General features: G+C 72.9%; 16 protein-coding genes, 2 pseudogenes and 1 riboswitch. Of the genes and pseudogenes, 7 read left to right on the top strand and 11 right to left on the bottom strand.

All coding sequences use genetic code 11. The annotated features are described in order from the left end of the window. Positions 1-38 precede the first annotated feature (38 nt). The 5 genes and pseudogenes from GA0070215_RS14925 to mqnE all read right to left on the bottom strand — a co-directional run bounded on the left by GA0070215_RS14925 (position 39) and on the right by mqnE (position 4,844). Complete coding sequence (locus GA0070215_RS14925; protein ID WP_018787837.1) at positions 39-971, bottom strand: ABC transporter substrate-binding protein; 933 nt, start codon at positions 969-971, stop codon at positions 39-41. Positions 972-1,075: 104 nt separating this feature from the next. Next, positions 1,076-1,168, bottom strand: a riboswitch (cobalamin riboswitch). 119 nt (positions 1,169-1,287) lie between these two features. Then, positions 1,288-2,610 (bottom strand): annotated as a pseudogene (locus GA0070215_RS14920) (M14 family metallopeptidase); the annotation flags it as partial. A 323-nt stretch (positions 2,611-2,933) separates the two neighbouring features. Then, positions 2,934-3,212 carry a DUF4229 domain-containing protein gene (locus tag GA0070215_RS14915; protein WP_091046449.1) on the bottom strand — a complete coding sequence of 93 codons (279 nt, stop codon included), beginning with the start codon at positions 3,210-3,212 and terminating at the stop codon, positions 2,934-2,936. 26 nt (positions 3,213-3,238) lie between these two features. Next, complete coding sequence (locus GA0070215_RS14910; protein ID WP_018787840.1) at positions 3,239-3,667, bottom strand: hypothetical protein; 429 nt, start codon at positions 3,665-3,667, stop codon at positions 3,239-3,241. Between the two features lie 7 nt (positions 3,668-3,674). After that, positions 3,675-4,844, bottom strand: coding sequence for an aminofutalosine synthase MqnE (gene mqnE, locus GA0070215_RS14905; protein ID WP_018787841.1), 1,170 nt, complete (start codon positions 4,842-4,844; stop codon positions 3,675-3,677). Between the two features lie 222 nt (positions 4,845-5,066). Between mqnE and GA0070215_RS14900 the strand changes: the two genes are divergently transcribed. The 3 genes from GA0070215_RS14900 to GA0070215_RS14890 all read left to right on the top strand — a co-directional run bounded on the left by GA0070215_RS14900 (position 5,067) and on the right by GA0070215_RS14890 (position 10,739). Next, entirely contained in the window at positions 5,067-6,719 is a 1,653-nt protein-coding gene (locus tag GA0070215_RS14900; protein ID WP_208600349.1) for a C40 family peptidase, read from the top strand. 109 nt (positions 6,720-6,828) lie between these two features. Continuing rightward, the gene (locus GA0070215_RS14895; protein ID WP_091046443.1) at positions 6,829-8,607 is read left to right on the top strand and encodes a hypothetical protein; all 1,779 of its coding nucleotides are present in this window, start codon (positions 6,829-6,831) and stop codon (positions 8,605-8,607) included. 191 nt (positions 8,608-8,798) lie between these two features. Beyond that, on the top strand, positions 8,799-10,739 hold the full coding sequence (locus GA0070215_RS14890; protein WP_091046439.1) for a DEAD/DEAH box helicase: 1,941 nt from the start codon (positions 8,799-8,801) through the stop codon (positions 10,737-10,739). Between the two features lie 76 nt (positions 10,740-10,815). Here GA0070215_RS14890 and GA0070215_RS14885 read toward each other — a convergent pair whose 3' ends face one another. Further along, positions 10,816-11,037 (bottom strand): hypothetical protein, encoded by a 222-nt coding sequence (locus GA0070215_RS14885; protein WP_091046437.1) that lies wholly within the window; start codon positions 11,035-11,037, stop codon positions 10,816-10,818. Then, entirely contained in the window at positions 11,030-11,281 is a 252-nt protein-coding gene (locus GA0070215_RS14880) for a flavin reductase (RefSeq protein WP_091046434.1), read from the bottom strand. The genes GA0070215_RS14885 and GA0070215_RS14880 overlap by 8 nt, the downstream gene beginning before the upstream one ends. 185 nt (positions 11,282-11,466) lie before the next feature. Here GA0070215_RS14880 and GA0070215_RS14875 point away from each other — a divergent pair, with 185 nt between their 5' ends. Together GA0070215_RS14875 and GA0070215_RS14870 are read left to right on the top strand one after the other, a co-directional pair. After that, positions 11,467-11,682, top strand: a complete 216-nt coding sequence (locus tag GA0070215_RS14875; RefSeq protein ID WP_091046429.1) for a helix-turn-helix transcriptional regulator — start codon at positions 11,467-11,469, stop codon at positions 11,680-11,682. A gap of 94 nt (positions 11,683-11,776) precedes the next feature. After that, on the top strand, positions 11,777-12,394 hold the full coding sequence (locus GA0070215_RS14870) for a putative glycolipid-binding domain-containing protein (RefSeq protein WP_091046427.1): 618 nt from the start codon (positions 11,777-11,779) through the stop codon (positions 12,392-12,394). Between the two features lie 9 nt (positions 12,395-12,403). Here GA0070215_RS14870 and cds1 read toward each other — a convergent pair whose 3' ends face one another. The 3 genes and pseudogenes from cds1 to GA0070215_RS14855 form a co-directional block, all read right to left on the bottom strand. Continuing rightward, complete coding sequence (cds1, locus tag GA0070215_RS14865; protein WP_091046424.1) at positions 12,404-13,498, bottom strand: L-cysteine desulfhydrase Cds1; 1,095 nt, start codon at positions 13,496-13,498, stop codon at positions 12,404-12,406. Between the two features lie 10 nt (positions 13,499-13,508). Further along, positions 13,509-14,209: pseudogene (locus GA0070215_RS14860) on the bottom strand (SDR family NAD(P)-dependent oxidoreductase). A 42-nt stretch (positions 14,210-14,251) separates the two neighbouring features. Further along, a complete protein-coding gene (locus GA0070215_RS14855; RefSeq protein ID WP_018787850.1) occupies positions 14,252-14,710 on the bottom strand; it encodes an Lrp/AsnC family transcriptional regulator in 459 nt (152 codons plus the stop codon). Positions 14,711-14,967: 257 nt separating this feature from the next. Between GA0070215_RS14855 and GA0070215_RS14850 the strand changes: the two genes are divergently transcribed. Beyond that, positions 14,968-15,234 carry a BldC family transcriptional regulator gene (locus GA0070215_RS14850; RefSeq protein WP_013473529.1) on the top strand — a complete coding sequence of 89 codons (267 nt, stop codon included), beginning with the start codon at positions 14,968-14,970 and terminating at the stop codon, positions 15,232-15,234. Between the two features lie 57 nt (positions 15,235-15,291). On the opposite strand, the gene GA0070215_RS14845 is transcribed toward GA0070215_RS14850, so the two are convergent. Continuing rightward, positions 15,292-15,936, bottom strand: coding sequence for a UbiX family flavin prenyltransferase (locus GA0070215_RS14845; RefSeq protein WP_026268468.1), 645 nt, complete (start codon positions 15,934-15,936; stop codon positions 15,292-15,294). Between the two features lie 121 nt (positions 15,937-16,057). On the opposite strand from GA0070215_RS14845, the gene GA0070215_RS14840 reads away from it, so the two are divergent. Beyond that, positions 16,058-17,044 carry a terpene synthase family protein gene (locus GA0070215_RS14840; RefSeq protein ID WP_377467852.1) on the top strand — a complete coding sequence of 329 codons (987 nt, stop codon included), beginning with the start codon at positions 16,058-16,060 and terminating at the stop codon, positions 17,042-17,044. Positions 17,045-17,079: the final 35 nt, after the last annotated feature.

The following is a 17,079-nucleotide window of genomic DNA, read 5'->3' as shown; positions in this document are numbered from 1 at the left end:
GCTCGTCGGGGCGGGGTCGGCCTGCCGGAGGGCCACGGTCAGGCCGGGACCTTGGCGGTGGCGTCGACGATCACCTTGAGCAGTTCGACCACACGCGGGCCCCAGCGCGAGGCGATGTCGTCGTCCAGCTCCACGATCTGGTTGTTCTTCACCGCGGTGATGCCGGACCACCCGCTGCGCGCCTTCACCGTGTCGGCGCTCTGCTTGCAGCACTTGGTGTCGGACAGGAAGATGAAGTCGGGGTTCGCCTTGACGATGACCTCCTGGGAGAGCTGCGGATAGCCGCCGTTCTTCCCGTCGGCGTCGGACGCGTCGGCGATGTTCTCCAGGCCGGCGAGCGCGTAGATGGTGCCGATGAACGTCTTGCTGGTCGCCGTGTACAGCTCCGGGCCCAGCTCGTGGAAGTAGGTCGGCTTCTCCGTACGCTTCGGCAGGTCCTTGGTCAGCGCGGTGATCTCGTCCTTCATCTTCTGCACCACGGCGTCCGCCTCGGACCGGTGGCCGGTGAGCGTGCCCAGGTCGGTGAGCTGCCGGTACGAGTCGTCGAGCGTGGTCGCGGCCGGCGTCTGCAGGACCGGGATCTTCAGCGCGACGAGCTGGTCGACGATCTTGTTGAGGTTGTTGGAGAGCACCACCAGGTCGGGGCTCTTGGCCGCGATCGCCTCGGCGTTCGGCTGGTAGCCGGACAGGTCGGTGCGGGGCGCCTCGGCCGGGTAGTTCGACTGGTCGTCGACGGCGGTGACCTGCTTGCCGGCGCCGATGGCGAAGAGCATCTCGGTGGCGGTCGGCGAGAGCGAGACGATCTTCTCCGGCCGCTTCTCCAGCGTGAGATTGCCGACGGTGACCGGGAACGCACCCCCGGAGCCGCCGGAGGCGGGGGTGTCGGTCGAGGTCTTCTCGGCGCAGCCGCCGAGAAGCAGCACGCCGGCCGCGAGCGCGGTGGCGAAGAGCCGGGGGGTACGTCGGGACATGGAGCCTCCTGTCGGTCGAGGAGTGATGCTTCGCCGACAGGTGGAAGGCCCGTCCGCGAGGCGCCCTTCCTCGAGAGCGCGTGTCGCGACCGGGCCGCAGGCGACCTGGCTCGTCCCACGTCCGTCGGCGCCGGTGGAGGCCGGCGCCGCGCGTACGGGGCATCACAGTTGCGGGACAGCGCCGGTTTCGCACCGGCTTCGCTGTGGCACGGTCGGTGCCACGGTAGCGCACGACCAGCGGAGATCGTCCGGACGGGAGGGGTGGGCGGGAACCCCGGTGGGGGTGGAACCGGGGTTCCCGCCCGGTGGGGGGTCAGCAGTACTGGCTCTGCTTGCCGATCGCCCGGTACGGGCAGTCGGCGTACTCGGACAGGATCAGCACGGCCTCCCGGTTGCGTGAGGTCTGCGCCGGGATCACCTCGTCCGGCGGGTAGAAGCCGCCGCCGGAGGCCGAGCCGGGGTACAGCTCGAAGGTGTACGCCCAGATCTTGTGGGCGCCCCACATCCAGTCGATGCTGGTGCCGTCGGCGATGTAGAGGTCGCTCGACTGCTCCGGGGTGTAGCCGTTCGTCGCCGCCATCTGCTGACCGATGGTGGCGAAGGTGTTGTACTGGTCGGCGTTCATCCCGGTGGCGGTGTTGCTGTACGTGTAGCCGTACGGCCAGAGCACCAGCTCCGAGTAGGTGTGGAAGTCGATGTTGGCCTTGATCTGCTGCACCCCGCCGACGACCCGGCCGTTGACGAAGTCGCGCAGCGCCGCGGCCTCCGGGGCGGAGAAGGCGGACGGGCCCCGGTAGGTGCTCGACGACTTGGAGCCGGACGAGCCGCCGCAGCAGCCCCACTGGTAGCCCCAGTTGCGGTTCAGGTCGGTGCCGACGTACGAGGAGCCGCTGTTCGGCTGCCGGTTCTTGCGCCAGGAGCGGTACGACCCGGAGGCGATGTCGTACTCGCTGCCGTCCGGGTTGACGGTGGGGACGATCCAGATCTCCCGGGAGTTGACGATGCTGGTGATCCGGGAGTCGCTGCCGTAGTTGTCGGTGAAGAGGTTGAGCAGGTAGATCGCCATCTCCACGGTCAGGTGCTCACGGGCGTGCTGCTGGGCGTTGAACAGGATCTCCGGCTCGGCCTCGTCGGTGGCGACGTTGTCGGAGATCTTCACCGCCATCAGGTCCCGGCCCTGGTACGACGTGCCGATGCTCAGTTTGCGGGCGATCGTCGGGTGGTCGGCGACCACCTTGTTGACCACGGCGGTCAGCTCGGCGTAGTCGTGGTAGTTCGAGTCGGCGGGCGGGAAGGCGCTGGCGGTCATGCCCCCGTCGGCGTGGTCGTGTTCCGGCACGGCGTCCTTCTCGAGCCGGAACCCGAGGCGGGTGATCGCGTTGGCCTCGGCCTTGGTCGCCGTGATGTGCAGCACGCCGTGCTCGGCGTAGTCGATCGCGGCCCCGGTGGAGGCGACCGCGGTACGGTCGGCCGCCGTACGCGGTCCGAGCACCCGGTAGGCGACGGTGGAGGGTTCGCCGGAGCCTTCCGGCGCGGGCCGGGCGACGGCGGGAGCGGCGGCCGCGGTGAGGACGATGGTCAGGCCGACGGCGGCGGCGAGCGCCAGCCGGCGGCGGAGCGGAGAGGTGCGGAAGGCCATGGACAACCTCCTGGGGGTACGGGAGAACTCCCGTTGTCCACACACTCCACCAGGAGACACATGGTCATATCAATATCCGTCTTTCTCTTTGACCATCCCGTCCTGATCCTCATTTCGGCAATGATTTTCCTGGCTCCAACATCTGGTGGAACTTCCCGCCAAGCGCGACAGTGAACGGCAACGCCGCACGCTCCACAATGGACGGTCAGGGCGACCCGTGGTCGAGCATCTGGACCGACACCGTCTCCGTCGACGACGCCGGGGTGCTGCTGCGCTCGTACCAGTTGCGGCTGACGCTCTACCGCGCGCCCGGCCCGGTCCGCTCAGCTTTCGCGGCGCTCGCCGTCCGGCTCGGCCTGGTCGTCACCGGCCAGCGCGGACCGCAGCCGCTCCTTCTCCGTGCGCCGCCGCTCCGCGGCCTCCGCCATCTCCTCGGCCATATCGTCCCGCAGACCCTTGAGCAGGAAGAACGACAGTGTGGCGGAGAAGATCAGCGCCAGCATCAGCCGCAGGAACATGTTCATGTCGACGAACCAGAGGGCCGCCAGCACGACGACGAACAGCCCGATCCGGCCCAGCGTGTACTTGAGCGCCGCGCTCATTCCCGCATTCCCACTCTCTTCGTGCCTCAGCCCGTACGCCGGGCCAGCCAGTGCACGCCATGAAACCAGACGACCGCGTAGACCACTGTGAACACCGCCGCGGCCAACGCTCCGGTGAACAACGCGGGCAGCCCCGAGGCCAGCCCGGCGGCGAGCAGACCGGCGAGGACACCGAGCGCGATGCCGGCGAGCGCGGCCACCACCCGGGCGGCACCGAACTCCCAGGCCCGGAACTCGTCCCAGAACAGCCAGAGCGGCAGGATCACCGCCAGCCAGCCGTTCGTGCCCCCGAAGCCGCTGTCGCCCACGGTGGCGAACGCCCACTCGAAGACCAGCAGCGCCAGCACCCCGATGACCAGGCCGGCCAGGCTCACGCCGAGCAGGTCACCCAGGGTGAGGATGCGCCCCTCGGCGTCCCGCCGTGGGAAGGTGCGCTGCTGTTCCTCGCCGCTCATCGCCAGGTCAGGCCCAGACCTGCTGCGGCTCGGACCGGCGTTCCGCCAGCGACGGCGGCCCGTCGTACTCGCGGACGATCTCGTAGCGGGTGTTCCGCTCGACCGGACGGAAGCCCGCGTCCCAGATCATGTGGAGCAGGTCGTCGCGGTGCATGGTGTTCGGCGTGCCGTACGAGTCGGCGTCATGGGTGATCTTGTATTCGACGACCGAGCCGTCCAGGTCGTCGACGCCGAAGTTCAGCGAGAGCTGCGCGACGGACAGCCCGTGCATGACCCAGAAACACTTGACGTGCGGCACGTTGTCGAACAGCAGCCGGGAGACCGCAAACGTCTTGAGTGACTCGGCCGGCGAGGCCATCGTGGTCCGGGCCTGGATCCGGTTACGGATCTTGCCGTCCGCCGAGTCGACGAAGTCGTGCTGGTAGCGCAGCGGGATGAAGACCTGGAAACCGCCGGTCTCGTCCTGGAGCTCCCGCAGCCGCAGCACGTGGTCGACCCGGTGCCGGGGCTCCTCGATGTGGCCGTAGAGCATGGTCGACGGCGTCTTCATGCCCTTCGAGTGGGCCAGCCGGTGGATGCGCGACCAGTCCTCCCAGTGGCAGTTGTGGTCGACGATGTGCTGCCGGACCTCCCAGTCGAAGATCTCCGCGCCGCCGCCGGTGAGCGACTCCAGGCCGGCGTCCATCAGCTCGTCGAGGATCGCGTCGGCGGTGAGCCCGCTGATCTTCTCGAACCACTGCACCTCGGTCGCGGTGAACGCCTTGAGGTTGACGTTCGGCAGCGCGGCCTTCAGCTCACGCAGCACCTTCGGGTAGTAACGCCAGGGCAGCGTCGGGTGCAGGCCGTTGACGATGTGCAGCTCGGTGAGCTGCTCGTCCTCCATCTCCTTGGCCTTGCGGACCGCCTCGTCGATGCGCATCGTGTAGGCGTCCTTCTCGCCCGGCTTACGCTGGAACGAGCAGTACGCGCACGATGCCGAGCAGACGTTCGTCAGGTTCAGGTGCCGGTTGACGTTGAACATGACCCGGTCGCCGTTGAGCTCCGTACGCCTGTGGTGGGCCAGCCGGCCCAGCCAGGTCAGGTCGTCGCTGGCGTAGAGGGCGATGCCGTCCTCGCGGGTCAGCCGCTCCCCCGCGTACACCTTCGCCTCGAGTTCGCGCTTGAGTCCGGCGTCCATCCGAAAGCCACGTCCTTCCACCTGGGTTCCGATCGAGCGTACGTCGCGGGTCCGACCGGGCGCCGGCGTGGTCGCGCCGGTTCGCCGGCGGTCACGCTCCGCACATCGACATCGTCGCACCCGTGAGGTAAGACAGGGTGGGGCGGAACACACACCAGGGCCGTCCTGTCCCGACACGCCCCAAGCACGCGTGACCGGACCCCAAACCGGACGGGGAGCGGCATGGCTCACAGCACCAAGGCCCGGCGGCGACGAGGACGGCAGCCGGTGATCTCACCGGTCCTGCGCCCGGCGCTCTGGTCCGCCCTCCTGGGGGCGGTCGCGGCCGCGGCGCTCGCCACACCCGCCTGGGCCGACCCGCTACCCGATGTCGTGCCCGACACCGGCTCCCGGCCCCAGGCCACCGGCCCCCTGCAACTGCCCGGCTCGTCCGGCACCGTTCCCGGCGTGCCGGGCACCGTCCCGGGCACCGTCCCGGTTCTGCCCGGCGTCGCCGTCCCGGGTGGCACGGCGGGCCTGCCGGGCACCACCGGCGTCACCGACCCGGCCGACGGCCCGCTGATCGCGCAGATCAACCAGCTCGACGCCCGGGTCACCCAGCTCGGCGAGGAACTGCTCCGGATCAAGACCGAGCGGGACGCCGTACAGACCGAGCTGGCCCAGTCCGCCGCCCGCCTCAAGGAGGCCCAGGACGCGCTCGCCCGCGCCCGGGACAACGCCAAGAGCGCCGCCGCCGACGCGGTCAAGGCCGACGCGGCGCTGCCGCCCGGCGAGTTCGGCGCCAGCCTGCGCGACTTCGCCAACCTCCAGCGGATCACCCGGGGCGACCGGGCGGAGGGCGCCACCACGTCGGTGACCGGCGAACTCCTCCGCGCCACCGGTGCCGAGGAGGCCGCCCGGAAGGCACACGAGTCGGTTCAGCGCCGGGCCACCGAGAAGGCCGGGGAGTACACCCGTGCCGAAGGCGACCTCCGCAAGCAGGAGACCACCCTCGTCGCGCTGCGCAAGGAGAACACGGCCAAGCTCCTGGAGATCGAGCGCCTGGCGGAGGCCGCCGAGCAGAAGCTCGGCACCTCGTACGTGGTCGACCAGAGCATCGACGGCCTGGTGGCGGAACCGCGGGCGCTCGCCGCCGTGCGCTACGCCCTCGCCCAGCTCGGCGACCCCTACCGGTGGGCCGCGGAGGGCCCGGACCGGTTCGACTGCTCCGGCCTGGTGCTCGCCTCCTACCAGGCGGCCGGTTACCGGGGTCTGCCCCGCGTCGCCAAGGACCAGTACTTCGCCACCCGTTCCCGCACCGTCTCGCCGAACGCCCTGCTCCCCGGTGACCTGCTGTTCTTCGCCTCGGGCAGCAGCTGGACCAGCGTCCACCACGTCGCCATGTACATCGGCAACGGCAAGATGGTGGAGGCGCCGCGGACCGGCGACGTCGTCAAGATCTCGGTGGTCCGCTGGTCCCGGCTCTACGCCGCGACCCGGGTGATCGGAGCCGTACCCGCCCCGGCCACCCCCGCCCCGCCGCCGACCGTGCCGGCCACGCCGAAGCCGTCGACGACCCCCAAGCCCACGCCGACGACGCCGAAGCCGTCGGCCACGCCCAAGCCCACGCCGACCACGCCGACGCCCACCACGCCGACGCCCACCACGCCGACGCCGAAGCCGACGCCGACGACGTCCAGCCCGGCGCACAGCACGCCGCCGCCGAGCCCGACCGACTCGCCGGACCCGACGCCGAGCCAGAGCGTGAGCGCCGAGCCGGACACCAGCAGCGCCGCGCCGAGCAGCAGCAGTGCCGCCCCGTCGAGAAGCAGTGTCGCCCCGTCGAGCAGCACGTCCGGCAGCGGCTCGGCCAGCCCGACCAGCAGCGCCGACTGACCCAACCGCCACTCCGGCTGTGCTCCCGGGCCGGAATATGGCACGGTGAGATCCAGGCACTTCCGGTCGGCGCCACGGCCGGAGGCGAGCGTGGGTGCGGAGGGGCGAGATGGGCGAGCAGGACGTTCCGGCGGAGAGGGTCCACCCCGGACCGACGCCCGGCCCCGCCGAACCGGCCGGCGACGACGACCACGGCTCGGCCACACCCGGGCCGGTAGCCGTCGCGCGGGCGCGGGTGTCGGTCGCCGGCTCGGCCGTGCCGCCGCCCGCCGGTGACGAACTGCCGATTCCGCCGGCCGGTCCCACGACGTACCGGGCGGGCACCCCGGCGGATACCCCACCGCCGCTGGACCGGCGCCTTCCCGGCGCCACCGTGCCGCCGTCGAGCTGGTCCGCCTTCGAGGTGGCAGAACGCCAGTCGACGCCCCCGCCCGCCGTCCCGCCGTCCGGCACGGCATCCGAGCCCGCCGCCGCATCGGCGGGGGACGGCGACGCCTCTCCGGGTACGCCCGCCGGCGCTCCCGCGGCCATCCCGGCGCCCCGCGTCTCCGGTTCCGCGCGCGTGCCCGCGCCCGCTCCGCCCGTCGCCGATTCGGCGGCTGTGGGCGCCGCAGAGCCGGCCGGCGCCGGGAGCCGGCCGGACGACCGGCCGGACCACGACACCGCACCGGACCGGGCCGACGGGACCGCCTCCGAACCACGCAGCGACTCGGCAACCTCCCCCGCCGGAACCACCGGGGGCCCGGCGGCCGGGCCCGTCGAGTCCTCGCCGGCCACGCCGGTCACCGCGCCGTCGACCGGGCCCGCTGGCTCCCCGCCGGTCACGTCCGGCTCCCTGCCGCATGAGTCCACCGATTCTCCGCCGTCCTCCGCGGCCGACCGCCCGGCTTCACCCACCGGCGCTGAGCCAGCCGCACCTGCGCCCGCGCGGGCCAGCGCGTCGGTGCCCGGCCTGAGCCGCGTCTCCGCCGAGGAGGTCGCCGCCTCCGTGGTGGCCGCGCCGCCCGCCGCCGCCACCGTCTACCGGGCCGGACCGGTGAACCCGGAACCGCCGGAGCCGGTCCAGCCGCCGGAGCCCGCGCAGCCTCCGGCCCCGAACGGCCCGGAGCCCGAGCCGGCACCGACCCCGGTGCCCGGCCCGACGCCGCCCTCGCCCGAGCCGCCGTCGCCCGAGCCGGAGCCCCCGCTCCGGCCCACGCCGCCCCTGCCCACGCCGCCCGCGCCCACCCCGCCGAAGCCCACGCCCGGGCCGGTGCCACCGGTCCCCGGGCCGCCGGTGCCGCCGCCGGGTCCGCCCGTACCTCCGCCACCGCCCCCGCCGGGTCCGATGCCCGCGCCGCCGTTCCCGCCGCCACCGGCGATGACCGGCGGGCCGGGCCCGCTGCCCGCGCCGCTGTTCCCCGCCCCGGCGGCCGGGCCGTCGTTCCCGCCCGCGCGGGCCGCCACGCCCGGCACGCCGGACGGCGCGCTGCCGTCGTGGGCCGCCGCGCCCGTGTCGGCACCGCCGCCGCCCGTGGTGCCGGCCCCGGCGCTGCCGACCTGGCCGCCGCCGGCCACGCCCGCCCGCGACGCCGACACGACCCGTCCGGTACGCCCGCAGCCCGCCGGCTCCGATCTCGGCACCACCGCGTACGGCGGGACCGACGGGCCCGGTTTCGCCACCGTGTCGTTCCCGCAGGGCAACCCGCTGGAGAACTCGGGATCGCTGACCGGGCACATCCTGGCCCAGGGCTGGTCCGAGGAGAGCCCGGCGGCCCGGGCCGGCAACACCAAGGTGATCATCGTGCTGGCCGTCGCGATGACCATGCTCATCGCGATCAGCCTGCTCGTGGTCTTCCTGGCCAACGACGCGCTGAGCGGGCTGACCGGGACCGCGCTCATCGAGTGACAGGGGTGAGCCCGCCCACTACCTCCTCGCGTTGCCGTGGCGGAGCCGGCGGTGCGCCGTACACTTGTCTGCGATCACTGACCCGGCGCGCGCCCCGACTGCGCGCCCATGGGCGATCTTGCGGGCGATTCGGCGGCGTGACAGGCCGCGGCGGGCCATCGCGAAGATGCGCCCCGCTCGAGAGGTATTTCTTGACCACGTTCGCTGAATCCAGCACGTCCCCGTCCGTCGACCCGACGCCCGACACCGTCGACTTCGCCTCGCTCGGCCTGCCCCGGCAGGTCGTCGAGGCGCTCGCCCGGCAGGGCATCACCACCCCGTTCGAGATCCAGCGGGCCACGCTGCCCGACTCGCTCTCGGGCCGCGACGTCCTCGGCCGCGGCCAGACCGGCTCGGGCAAGACGCTCGCCTTCGGCCTGCCGGTGATCGCCCGGCTCGCCGACCGCAACCGGGCCCGGCCGCTGTACCCGCGCGCCCTGGTCCTGGTCCCCACCCGCGAGTTGGCCATGCAGGTCAACGACGCGCTCGTGCCGCTCGGCAAGGCGGTCGGCGTGTTCCTGAAGACCGCCGTCGGCGGTGTGCCGTACGACCGGCAGATCGACGCGCTGCGCCGCGGCGTGGAGATCATCGTGGCCACCCCGGGACGGCTCGGCGACCTGATCGAGCGCGGCGTGTGCCGCCTCGACGACGTCGAGATCACCGTGCTGGACGAGGCCGACCAGATGGCCGACATGGGCTTCCTGCCCGAGGTCACCCAGCTGCTGGCGAAGACCCCGGCGGACGCGCAGCGGCTGCTGTTCTCGGCCACTCTGGACAACGACGTCGACGCGCTCGTCAAGCGGTTCATGACCGACCCGGTCACCCACTCGACCGCTCCGGCCACCGCCGCCGTGTCCACCATGGATCACCATTTGCTGCTGATCCCGCCGCACGACAAGTTCGCGGTCGCCGCGTCCATCGCCGCCCGCGAGGGCCGCACCATGCTGTTCGCCCGTACGCAGCTCGGCGTGGACCGGCTCGTCGAGCAGCTCGCGGCCGTCGGCGTACGGGCCGGCGGGCTGCACGGTGGCAAGACCCAGCGCATGCGTACCCGGACGCTCGCCGAGTTCCGCGAGGGCCGGACGCCCGTGCTGGTCGCCACCGACGTGGCGGCCCGGGGCATCCACGTCGACGGCGTCTCGCTGGTGCTGCACGTGGACCCGCCGAAGGACCCCAAGGACTACCTGCACCGGGCCGGCCGTACGGCCCGCGCCGGTGAGTCGGGCGCGGTGGCGACGCTGGTGCTGCCGAAGCAGCGCCGCACCACTCTGGCCATGATGGAGAAGGCGGGCGTCGAGCCGGCCGAGACCCGGGTCCGGGCGGGCGACGAGGCGCTGGCCGAGCTGACCGGCGCGCGCGAGCCCAGCGGCGTACCGGTGCGGGACGAGCCGGAGCCGCGACGCGGCGGCGGCTCGCGCCGCTTCGGCGACCGCGACGGCCGCGGCTTCGACCGGGGCGGACGCGGTTTCGGCGGCGGACGCGACTTCTCCGACCGGGGCGAGCGCCGGTTCGGCGACCGTGACGGCCAGGGCGAGCGCCGGTTCGGCGACCGGCCCGCGGGTGACCGGTCCGGTGACCGGTTCGCGGACCGCGGCGGTGACCGCCGGTTCGGCGACCGGCCGGCCGGCGAGCGCTACTCGGGCGAGCGGTCCGGCGGCGAGCGCCGCTTCGGGCGGCCGGAGCGCCGCGACGACCGCAGCTTCGGCGACCGGGGCGAGCGCTTCGGTGACCGGCGGTCCGAGGGCCGGAGCTTCGGCGAGCAGCGGTCCGACGACCGCGGCCAGCGCTTCGGCGGCCAGCGCGGCGACGACCGGCGATTCGGCGAGCGGTCCGACCGGCCGTACGGCGACCGGCAGCGCCCGGCGACCGGACGCGGCGGGTACGACCGCGACGAGCGGCGGTACGACGACCGGTCGAGTGGCTCGCGCGGCTTCGGTGACCGGCGCCAGGACGACCGCCCGCACGCCGAGCGACGTTTCGGTGACCGGGGCGACGCGCGGCCGGCCGAGCGCCGGGGCGGTTTCCGGGCCGAGGGTCGGGGCCGGGACGACAGGCGCGGCTTCGGCGGGCGCCCGCCGGCACGTACCCACTGATCTGAGCGCACCCACCGCCGCCGCCGAGCATCCGCTCGGCGGCGGCGGTGCGTCCGGGGTGATCTCGGCTCCCGTTCTAGCTGCGCGGGGTGAGGACGGGATACCGCCGGGTCGGCTCATTCCACAGTGACAGGCGATGACGAGGCCGCCAGTCGGGCGGTGGCGTCGGGATGGTCTTTTCGATGGTCTGCCGGAGGCTGCGCCGGGCGGACCGGCCCCACGACCAGGCGACCCAGCAGCCGAACGCCTGGGCGATGACGGCGGCCAGCAGCAGCCCGGTGCCGATCGGGTCAGACATTGCGCACCGACCGCAGCCAGCCCAGGAACCGGATGTGCATCTCGGCGGGGTCCGGCGGCTCGGAGTAGAGCCTGGTCAGGTCGTCGGTTGCCTGCCGCATCAGAGCAGTCAGATCGACGGCGAGGTGGCGTCGGTCGTGCTCGTAGTCAGCGACCAACTCGAGCTTGGCGTTCTCGCACGGCCAGTTGAGCAGGTCTGCCGTACAGACCCAAAGGGGTTTCAGCGGAGCGTGGCGCTGGGTCACTCGGGGCCCTCCTGCGTGGTCGGCGTCCAGGTGGCACCCCCGTCCGCCGCGAACTCGCCACCGGACGGAGGGCCTGATCCATCAGATCGCTCACTTGCCCCCTGTCAACGTTGACGGGCCCACCTAGGTGGGATCATTTGTCCGCGTCACCATAGTCGGGCCGGTCCGCTCCTACCTTCGAGGTCGTGACCAAGGAGACGGGACCGGGCGAACTTGTCGCGGCCGGTGAGATCTTGAAGATGCTCGGCGTGGGCAGGTCGAGGTTCCGCGAGATCCGGCGGCATCCCGCATTCCCCGCGCCGTATCAAGAGCTGTCGGTCGGCGCGGTCTGGTTGAAGCGGGACGTCGAGCGGTACGTCCGGGAGCACCGGCCGCCCCGGCCGGCGGACGACGACGAGTAGCCCGACGAGGTATGACCCGTACGTCTCCTGACTCCCGGCGGCGGCGTTCGCGCATCCGCTGCCGCTGACCGCCGGGTCGCGTAACGTCCGGTCCATGCCGAAGTCGCTCTTCTGGTCCCGGACCGACACCGCCGGCTCAGAGCACGTCGTGCTCGACGGCCCCGGCCTCACCGCGCAGGGTGTGGCGCTCGCCGTCGATCCGATCCCGTACACGTGCCGGTACCGCCTGAGCGTCGGGCCGGACTGGTCGACGAACCGGCTGGAGGTCGAGTCCGAGGGCGCGGGCTGGTCGCGGAGCGTACGCCTGGAGCGGGGCCGGGACGGGTGGCGCGTGCGTACCGGCGAGGAGGGTGACCTGGACGCGGCGCTGAGCGCGGCGGGCCACCCACCGGCGGGCCTGCCGGGCACCGACGACCCGGGGCGGCTGGCCGAGGCGCTCGACGTCGACCTGGGCGGTTCCCTGTTGACGAACACGCTGCCGATCCGGCGGATCGGGCTGGGGCGGCTACCCGCCGACCTGGCGACCGCCGTGACTGTGGCCTGGGTGCTGCTGCCCGGCTTGGCCGTGGTGCCCGCCGAGCAGGTCTACACCTCGCTGGGTCCGGGCCGGGTCCGGTTCGCGAGCGGCACGTTCACCGCCGACCTGGAGGTCGACCCGGACGGTTTCGTGGTGCGCTACCCGGGGCTGGCCGAGCGGGCCGACCCGCTCTGACCACCCGGCTCACGCCGCCGGCCAGGCGCCGTCGGTCAGGAACCGGTCGATGGTGGCGAGGTGCGGGGCGAGGTCGAGGCCCTGCGTGGCCACCCACTCATCGGAGTAGTAGGTGTCGCCGTACCGGTCGCCCGGGTCGCAAATCAGCGTGACCACCGAACCGGTACGCCCGGCCGCGCGCATCTGCGCGATCAGCCCGAACGCGCCCCACAGGTTGGTGCCGGTGGAGCCGCCCACCCGGCGGCCGAGCACCGCCGAGCCGGCCCGCATCGCGGCGAGCGACGCGGCGTCCGGCACCTGCACCATCCGGTCCACCACGCTGGGCAGGAAGGACGCCTCGACGGTGGGCCGCCCGATGCCCTCGATCCGGGAGCCGCGGCCGGTGCGCACCGACCAGTCACCGGCCTGCCAGGCGGGGTAGAACGCGGAGTTCTCCGGGTCCACCACGCAGAGCTTGGTGGGCAGCCGCCGGTAGCGGGCGTACCGGCCGATGGTGGCGCTGGTGCCGCCGGTGCCGGCGCCGACCACGATCCAGGCGGGCACCGGGTGCCGTTCCAGCGCGAGCTGGGCGTAGATCGACTCGGCGATGTTGTTGTTGCCCCGCCAGTCGGTGGCCCGCTCGGCGTAGGTGAACTGGTCCATGAACCGGCCGCCGCTGTCCTCGGCGAGCCAGCGCGCCTCCACCACGACCTTCGACGGGTCGTCCACCAGGTGGCAGCGCCCGCCCTGGAACTCGATCTGGGCGATCTTCTCCGGCGACGTGGAGGCGGGCATGACCGCGATGAACGGCAGGCCGAGCATCCGGGCGAAGTACGCCTCGGAGACCGCCGTCGAGCCGGACGACGCCTCGACGATCGTGGTGTCCGGGCCGATCCAGCCGTTGCAGAGGCCGTAGAGGAACAGCGAGCGGGCCAGCCGGTGCTTCAGCGAGCCGGTGGGGTGCACCGACTCGTCCTTGAGGTAGAGGTCGATCCCCCACTCGCGGGGCAGCGGGAAGGGCAACAGGTGGGTGTCGGCGGAACGGTTGGCGTCCGCCTCGACGGTGGCGATCGCCTCGGTCACCCAGCGCCGGCTGGCCTCGTCGCACCGGTCGAGATGAGTCACGTCGGCAACGTTACAAGCGAGGTGGGCTCGGGTTCTCCCGGACCCGGCGGGCCTGCCGCCGCTGACCGGCCCGCCCGGCGGCCCGGATCACCGGCGTGAGCAGCGAGCCGGTGAACGACGCCAGCGCTCCCGGGTCGTCCAGCTTGTCGTGCAGCATCGGCGTCCAGATCCCGTCCGGGCACAGACACGACACGTGTACGCCCCGGACGCCGGCCATCCGCAGGTCACTCAGGATGCCGAGGCTGAACGCGAGCAGGGCGTGCTTGCTGGCCGCGTACACCGTCTCGCCCGGTGCGGCGATCAGCCCGGCCAGGGAGACGACGTTGAGTACGTGGCCGCGGCCCTGCTCCCGCATCACCGCGACGGCGGCGAGCGTGCCGTTCATCGCGCCGAGCGCGTTCACCTCGACCAGCGCGCGGCGGGTCCGGGCGTCGTGCGCCCAGGACGGGCCGGTGACCAGGATGCCCGCGTTGTTCACCCAGAGCCCGAGGCCGCCGCCTCGGCGGCGACCTCCGCGCATGCGGATTCGTCGCGTACGTCGAGCGGGCGGGACCAGCCACCCAGCGGCGCGGCGGCAGCCGCCACGGCCCCGGCGTCGGTGTCGGTGAGCAGCACGTTCCAGCCGTCGGTGTGCAGCGCGGCGGCGATCGCCCGTCCCAGCCCGCCGGCCGCTCCGGTCGCCACTGCGGCACCGCGTCCCGCGCTCGTCATCGGCGCACGGTAACCGCAACCCCCGGCCCTGGGCCAGAGGCGTCAGGCGGTGGGTGGTTCCAGCGGCTGCGGACGGTTCTCCCACTTGGTCGACAGGGCGATGCTGGTGCGGGTGGACGCCACACCGGCCGTCCGGTTCAGCCGGACGATCAACTGCTCCAGCTCGGCGATCGTGCCGACCCGCGCCTTGAGCAGGAAGGACTCGACACCGGCCATGAAGTAGCAGGACTCGATCTCGGGGATGCGGCGGAACGACTCCAGCACGTCGTCGGTGTCCGCGTCGGAGTCCTCGATGATCCCGATGAGCGCCGTCACGCCGAGCCCGATCGACTCCGGCTCGACCTCGGCCCGGTACGCCCGGATCACGCCGCTGGACTCCAGCTTGCCGACCCGCTCGTGCACGGCCGGGGCGGAGAGGCCGACCTGACGGGCCAGCTCGGCGTACGACAGACGGGCGTTGCCCCGCAACAGCTCCACGAGGCTCAGGTCGATCGTGTCCACGGAGAGTGACCCTATCCGTTTGTCGGGCACGGAACACTGTCGGTACCCGTGGATCAACCCTTCACAAACGTACGATCACGGGGGTTCTCCGCCGGTACCATTTCCTAACCTTCCCAGTGTGTGCGTTTTTCGCGTTTGGCGGACACGTCCGGTAGCCGGTGCTGTAATTGCCATACGTCCCTCATGACGGCTCTGGGCTCGCACCGGCCGGGGGCAGTGTGTTCAGCCGGGGGCTTCGTCGACGCGAGGAGGGGGCTGTGGACACTGGAGATCGCCTGCTGACACCGGGTGAGGTCGCTGCGCTTTTTCGGGTGGACCCGAAGACCGTGACCAGATGGGCAGCGGCCGGCCGGATCGGCAGTATCCGGACTCCAGGAGGGCACCGCCGGTTTCGGGAATCCGAGGTGCGGGCCCTGCTCGAGGGGGAGGGCATGCTGGACGAGGCGGAGGACATGGGCAAGGCCCGCAACATGGGCCCGACCGCTTCCACCGGCCCCGGACCGGCCAACGCCGGCATGTACTGAACGTACGGGGCGCGGTCCGGCCGAGGGCCGCGCCCCGTACGCCGGCAACCGGGTCCGTCAGTCCGGATCCGTCTCCCGGCGACCGGCGGCCAGTTCGCCGGACCACCGCCGGAACAGCGTGTGCTCGACGCCGAGCGCGTCGAGCACCTTCCCGGCCACGAAGTCCACGAGCTGCCCGGCGGACGCCGCCGCACCGGCGCCGTAGAAGCCGGGACTGGCCGGCAGCACCACCGCGCCCGCGTCGTGCAGCGCGATGAGGTGTTCCAGGTGACTGCGGGTGACCGGCGTCTCCCGGGGCACCACGACGACGGGGCGGCGCTCCTTGAGGTTCACCTCGGCGGCGCGCTGGAGCAGATCCTTCGACAGCCCGATGGCGATGCCGGCGCACGCGGCGGTGCTGGCGGGCACCACCGCCATGCCGCGTACCGGGTAGGAGCCGCTGCTGGGGCCCGCGGCCAGGTCACCGGCGGGCCAGTGCCGCAGGTCCGCGCCGGTGAGGTCGCGGTCGAGCCAGGCAGCCAGGTCCTCGGTCCAGTGTGCGTCCCGGAAGGGCCGGCCGGTCTCGTCCAGCACTGTCAGCCGGGCCGCCCGGGAGACGACCAGGTCCACCGCCTGGCCTGCGTCGAGCAGGCCCCGGACGACAGCCGCCGCGTACGGCGTCCCGGACGCGCCGGAGACCCCCACCACCCATGGTTCACGCATGCCTCAAGCGTGCCTGGTCGTCGCGGGTGGCGGACGACGACCCCCGTTCGGGCGGCACGCCCGGGATGTCCGGCGGGTTCACGGAACTTCCCGCGACGTGAAATTCTTCGCTCGGCGATAAATGTCCACGGAAGGGCCGGTGATGACGGCGGCGGTGCTGCGGAGCCTCCGCTCCGGCTGCCCCATCCCGCCCCGCCTCTCCCCGTACGCGGACGACGTGCAGGGCTGGCTGGTGGAGCAGGTCGACCGGCTCGGCCTGCCGGCTGACCCGGCGAAGCGGCGTCGGCTGGCCCGGGCCGGTTTCGCCCGGTACGCCGGCCGCCTCTACCCGGACGCCACCGAGGCGGACCTGCGCGTGCTGACCGCGTTGTTCACCTGGTTCTTCCTCGTCGACGACGCCTGCGACGGGCGGGACGGGCTGACCCCGCCGCAGATCCGCACGCTGCGCGACGGCGCGCTCGCATTGCTGCGCGAGGGTCCGCGCGCCCGCCATCCGGGCTTCTCCGGCCCGCTGCGCCGGCTGCTGGTGCAGGCGTGGCGCGAGCCGCGCCGCCGGATGCCGGCCCGCTGGCGGCTGCGGTTCGCCGACGCGGTCGCCGACCACCTCGACGGGGTGTACCGGGAGGCCACCGCCACCACGTCCGGCCGTCCACCGGGCGTCGCCGAGTACGTGCGGCTGCGCCGGGCCACGTCGGCGGCATACGTGTCGTACCCGCTGATCGAGTTCGCGTCCGGGCGTGCGCTGCCCGACGCGGTCTACCACCATCCGGCGCTGCGGCGGCTCGCCGCCCTCGCCAACGACCTGCTGTCCTGGTTCAACGACATCGCCTCGCTGGAGCGCGACCGGGCCACCGGCGGCGGGCACAATCTGGTGCTCGCGACGGCCGCCGAACGAGGTGTGCCACTGCCGGCGGCGGTCGACCTGGTGGCCGGGCACTGGCGTGCCGAGATGGACCGGTTCGTGGTGCTCCGGGCGGCGGCGCCGTCGTTCGGCCCGACGCTCGACGACGCCGTCGCCTCCCATCTCGACGGGCTGGCCGCCGCCGTGCGAGGCACCGTCGACTGGACGCTGGAGAGCGCCCGCTACCCGGTCGCCGCGGCGACCTGATCCGGCGCCCGGCGTTCCGGTGTTCCGGTGTTCCG

It is taken from the genome of Micromonospora marina (assembly GCF_900091565.1).
GTDB classification, from domain to species: Bacteria; Actinomycetota; Actinomycetes; order Mycobacteriales; family Micromonosporaceae; genus Micromonospora; species Micromonospora marina.
The sequence above is the reverse complement of the archived record's forward strand: the minus strand, read 5'-3'. Positions and strand labels throughout refer to the sequence as shown.